Annotated in this window: 6 protein-coding genes; 4 read left to right on the top strand and 2 right to left on the bottom strand. The window is 73.1% G+C overall.

Features of this window, described 5'->3' with window-relative positions; translation table 11 throughout:
- Positions 1-650: MFS transporter (locus tag J1C73_RS07290; protein WP_372446658.1), on the top strand; the 650-nt coding region annotated here is incomplete at its 5' end.
- Here J1C73_RS07290 and J1C73_RS07295 read toward each other — a convergent pair.
- Positions 633-1,811 carry a hypothetical protein gene (locus J1C73_RS07295; RefSeq protein ID WP_207315620.1) on the bottom strand — a complete coding sequence of 393 codons (1,179 nt, stop codon included), beginning with the start codon at positions 1,809-1,811 and terminating at the stop codon, positions 633-635. The two genes, J1C73_RS07290 and J1C73_RS07295, sit on opposite strands and share 18 nt — an antisense overlap.
- Positions 1,808-2,788, bottom strand: a complete 981-nt coding sequence (locus J1C73_RS07300; RefSeq protein ID WP_207315621.1) for a 5-dehydro-4-deoxyglucarate dehydratase — start codon at positions 2,786-2,788, stop codon at positions 1,808-1,810. Before J1C73_RS07300 ends, J1C73_RS07295 begins: the two co-directional genes overlap by 4 nt.
- A gap of 331 nt (positions 2,789-3,119) precedes the next feature.
- Between J1C73_RS07300 and J1C73_RS07305 the strand changes: the two genes are divergently transcribed.
- The 3 genes from J1C73_RS07305 to J1C73_RS07315 all read left to right on the top strand — a co-directional run.
- Entirely contained in the window at positions 3,120-3,929 is an 810-nt protein-coding gene (locus tag J1C73_RS07305; RefSeq protein WP_207315622.1) for an NAD-dependent epimerase/dehydratase family protein, read from the top strand.
- Positions 3,930-3,980: 51 nt separating this feature from the next.
- Positions 3,981-4,199 (top strand): hypothetical protein, encoded by a 219-nt coding sequence (locus tag J1C73_RS07310; protein ID WP_207315623.1) that lies wholly within the window; start codon positions 3,981-3,983, stop codon positions 4,197-4,199.
- A 120-nt stretch (positions 4,200-4,319) separates the two neighbouring features.
- A partial coding sequence (locus J1C73_RS07315) for a TerD family protein (RefSeq protein WP_372446659.1) occupies positions 4,320-4,811 on the top strand: 492 nt, incomplete at its 3' end.

The raw sequence follows: 4,811 nt of genomic DNA on the forward strand, positions 1-4,811 counted from the left end.
TGCTGAGGGTACGGCGGCCCGCCCCGTCCCCGGTCACCGCCGGGATGCGGCAGGTGTGGGGGTCGCCGGGCTTGCGTCCGCTGGTGCTCGCCGGATCGGTCACGATGCTGTGCGCCGGGCTCAACGGGGCGACGCTGTACGCCGTCGTGGACGGGACACTCGGGCACTCCCCGGCGTACGCGGGTGTGCTCTCCGTGGCGCAGGGCGTCGGGTCCGTCGTGGTCGGGCTGCTGGCCGGGCCACTGCTGCGGCGGCTGCCGGAACGGGTGTTCACGGCGGCGGGCATCGCCCTGTTCGGGGTGGCCGTGGGTCTGCGGGCGGTGCCGTACGACACGGTGGCGCTGCTGGCGTGCGGCCTGATCGGGGCCGGACTGCCGTGCGTGCTGATCGCCGCGATGACGGCGGTGCAGCGGGAGACCCCGGACGCGCTGCTCGGCCGCACGGCCGCGACCGCCAACACGCTGATGATGGCGCCCAACGCCGTGGCGCTGGCGCTCGGCGCCGGACTGGTCGCGCTGGTGGACGTCCAGGTGCTGCTGCCGCTGGTGGGCGCGGTGGCGCTGGCGGCCGCGGTGGTCCTGGTCACGGGCCGGCGAGGGGTGCTGACGCACACCGCCGCCGGCCCGCGTTCCTCATCGGCCGAGGCGTGAGAGCGCTTCGGCCACGGCTTCCAGGTCCGGGCCGGAGGCCAGGCCCGCGTGGTACAGCCGCAGTTGGTTCGCGCCGAGCGAGGCCGCGTGCCCGGCGTCGCGCTCCAGGGTGTCCGGGCTGCCGCCCATCCCCCGCACCACGGTGAGGTTGGCCGCGAGCACACCCTCGCGGCCGGCGAACGGGCCGAGCACGGCCTCGCGCGCCGCGTCGGCGCCGGTACAGGGCAGCACCACGCCGTCCGCCACGGACAGGATGTGCTCCGGGTCCACGCCCACGTTCGCACCGGAGCGGTACGGCGCGGGGTCGGCGTGCAGCAGCACCTGGAACTCCGGCGCCGCGGCCGCCCGCACCGCGGCGACCACCGACTCCTGGAGCCCGCGGGCCACTGCGGCGCGCCACTGGAGGGTGGCGGCGGCGAGACCCGCGCCGAGGAGCTTCTCGACACCGGACCAGCCGGCCTCCGGGGAGCCCGCACCGGACCAGGCCGGCTCCAGCGCCCGGCGTACCGCCCGGCCCAGCTCATCGGCGTCCAGCCCCTGACCGGCGTACCCGGTCCGGCAGCCGGGGCAGAAGCAGAGCGACATCAGGTACTGCGCCGCGTCGCCGAGAGCGACGCCCGCGATCTTGTCGTGGGCGTGCAGATGCGCGAAGCCGTACCAGCCGCAGGACTCCAGCTCGGTGCCGTGGGTACCGCCGCGTACCGCCGCCTCCGCCGCCAGGTCCACCAGATGGGCGCGGACCGCGGGCTGCGCGATGCAGGGGGCCCACGGGTAGCGGTCGCCGTAGGCGTTGACCACGGAGGTGTCCGGGTGCTCGGCGCCCAGCCGGGAGTTGTGCGCGAGGACCACCCAGCTGTGCACCTGGAGACCCGCGCCGGCCAGGGCCTCGGCGGCCTCGGCGTAGGGATCGTCCGAGGCCACCCAGGACTGCGCGCGGGGACGCAGCGCGCGCCCCGCCCACCGTGCGGCGTCCGGCGGGTAGAGCACCGCGGCGTGCTCGGCCGTGACGATGCGGTGGCCCGGGTGGCGCGGGGTCAGCGCCCGGGTGGAGTGGTAGGCGGAGGCGAGCGTCACCTGCTGGACGCCGAGGTCCGCGACGCGGGCGGCCGCGTCCGGGTCCCCGACGATGTCCCAGGGGTACAGGAAGGCGGAGGTCCTCACCCGCGCTCCCCGGTGCCGCTGCCGCCGGGCTCGTCGCCGCTCCGCTCCAGCAGCGCGCGGCCGCTCGCGATGATCCCGGTCAGCTCCTCGATGTGCGCGGCCGGCGGCTCGGTGAGCGGGCTGCGCACCTCGCCCACCTCCAGGCCCTGGAGCCGGACAGCCGCCTTGACCAGCGAGACCGCGTAGCCGCGGCCCTTGGCCCGCAGTTCGACGAGCGGCCGGTAGAAGTGGTCGAGCAGCGCGTTGACGAGGTCGTCGTCGCCCGCTTCGAGGGCCCGGTAGAAGGCCAGCGCGATATCGGGCGCGAAGGCGAAGACGGCGGAGGAGTAGAGCGTGACGCCGATGCCCCGGTAGGCGAGGCCGGTGAGCTCGGCGGTGGGCAGCCCGTTGAAGTACAGGAAGTCCCGGCCGGGCAGACCGGTGCGGACGGCGCTGACGATCCGCTGCATCAGATCGAGGTCGCCGTAGCCGTCCTTGAGGCCGATGATGCCCGGCGTCTGCGCCAGGGCGAGAACGGTCTGCGGGGTGAAGACGGCGTTGTCGCGCTGGTAGACGATCGTCTCCAGGCCGGTGGCGGCGGCGAGTGCCGTGTAGTGGGCCAGCAGCCCCTCCTGGTCGGCCACGACCAGGTACGGAGGCATGGCGAGGAGCCCGTCCGCGCCCGCCTCCTCGGCGAGCTTCGCGAACTGGACCGCGAGGGCGGTGCCGTATCCGGCGCCCGCCACGACGGGCACCTGGCCGGCGGTCTCCTCGACCGCCGCGGCGACGACGAGCCGGAACTCCTCGGGCGTCAGGGCGTGGAACTCACCCGTGCCGCAGCAGGCGAAGACGGCCGCCGCACCGGCGTCGATGCCCTTGCGCACATGCGCGCGGAAGACATCGAGGTCGACGGAGCCGTCGGGTCCGTAGGCGGTGACGGGGAAGAAGAGCGGCCCGGCGACAGCGGTGAGTCGGGCGGCGAGTGGGGCTGAGGTCACGGGCGCTCCCTGAGCAGGTTCAGGCGTACACAATTCTGATCGGCGTCCATATTTATGAACGCCCTCACGCTAAGGCAGCCCCTCGGCGCAGGTCAAGACGAGTACGCGCGACCCGTCGGTTCGCCGCGATCCGATCGAGGCGGAGTTCGGCACTCCCGGTGAGCCGCGCCCAAGCCGTGCGCGACACTTGACGCACCGGCGCATCACTTCTTAGCTTGTCCATGCATGTGAATGTCATCCATGGATTTGACGGGTTTCACGTACGTTCCGCACGTACGGCGCGACCGTGTCGCGCGTGCCCGCCGCGCGTAAGCACCGAGGAGATCCGCGTATGCCCGCTCCCCGCACCGTCCTGCTCACCGGCGCCGCCGGCGGCCTCGGCACCCTGATGCGCGGACTGCTGCCCGCCCACGGCTACGAGCTCCGGCTCTTCGACATGGTCCCCATCGAGGGCGAGCCGGACGCGATCACCGCCGACCTCGGCGACAAGGAGGCACTGCGCGAGGCCGTGCGGGGCGTCGACGCGATCATCCACCTTGCGGGCATCTCCCTGGAAGCCTCGTTCGACAAGATTCTCCGGGCGAACATCGAGGGCACGTACAACCTCTACGAGGCCGCGCTCGCGGAGGGCGTGCGGCGGATCGTCTTCGCCTCCTCCAACCACGCCGTCGGATTCACCCCCCGCCCGCTCCCCGGCGACCCGCTGATCCCGATCGGGACCCCGCGCCGGCCGGACACCTTCTACGGCCTCTCCAAGTCCTTCGGTGAGGATCTCGCCCAGCTCTACTGGGACCGGCACGGCCTGGAGACCGTCTCCGTGCGCATCGGCTCCTGCTTCCCGGAGCCGACCTCCGTACGGATGCTCTCGGTCTGGATGAGCCCCGGCGACGGCGCCCGGCTCTTCGACGCCGCGCTCACCGCCGAGAACGTGGGGCACACCGTCATCCACGGCTCCTCCGACAACACCCGGCTGTGGTGGGACCTGACCTCGGCCCGCTCGCTCGGCTACGAGCCGAGGGACGACTCGGAGCCGTACGCGGCGAAGCTCATCGCCGAGCAGGGCGAACTCGACCCGGACAACCCGGACCACGCCCACCTCGGCGGCCACTTCTGCACCAACGCGCCGATCTGGCCGTATTGAGCGCGGAGAAAGGCCGCCCTCGCACCGGGCCCGGTCAGGCATGATGCGCTCATGGTGAGACCTTCCGGATTCCGGTACCAGCGGCACGGCGACGACAGCGTCACCCTCACCCATCACGGCCGCCCCGCGGGCACCCTGCGCGGCGGCCGGGCGGAGAAGTTCCTGGCGGAGGTGGGGGCGGGCGACGCACAGCTGGTGATGGCCCGCTGGACCGGTGCGTACAAGCACGGCAACGAGCGCACCGCGCGCGACCACCCCAGAAACCGTTGACATGAGCTGACATGATCCGACATACCCGGGTGGGGGCTGCGTTGCCGCCGTACGGGCGAAGCCGCCCAAAGGTAAGGGAACGGCAAAGCCGGGTCATTCGTTACCCCGTGCATGACCGCTATGACACCCGGCTCGAACATCCCTCTCTCCGCCCCCCGCGTGGCGGTGGACGTCGCCGCTCCGGTGCGGCTCGACGTGTCGGGCCTGCTGCTCACCGCCGACGGCAAGGTGCGCTCCGACGACGACTTCATCTTCTACAACCAGCCCGCGGGCCCCGGCGTGACCTACCGCTCCGGCGGCGGCAGCGCACCCGACGCGATCGTGGTCGACACCGCTGCCGTGCCGCCCGGCATCGAGAAGATCGTCGTCACCGCGAGCCCGGACGGAGCGGGTCAGACCTTCCAGGGCATCGAGCCCACCGCCACCGTGCGCAACGCGGACGACGGCAGTGCGCTCGCCACCTTCACCCCGCCCCGGCTGGGCGCCGAGACCGCGCTCGTGGTCATCGAGATCTACCGGCGGGGCGGCGGCGGGCTCGTCCTCGACCGAGACGCCGAAGTCGGTGGCGATGCCTGCCAGCCCGTTGGCGTAGCCCTGGCCGACCGCGCGGGC

This window comes from Streptomyces laculatispora (assembly GCF_017353455.1).
Taxonomy (GTDB): Bacteria; Actinomycetota; Actinomycetes; order Streptomycetales; family Streptomycetaceae; genus Streptomyces; species Streptomyces laculatispora.

Bases quoted from the DNA above. Each gene is read 5' to 3' on its own strand.
- J1C73_RS07310 (WP_207315623.1), top strand. From the start codon at position 3,981: ATGGTGAGACCTTCCGGATTCCGGTACCAGCGGCACGGCGACGACAGC.
- J1C73_RS07305 (WP_207315622.1), top strand. From the start codon at position 3,120: ATGCCCGCTCCCCGCACCGTCCTGCTCACCGGCGCCGCCGGCGGCCTC.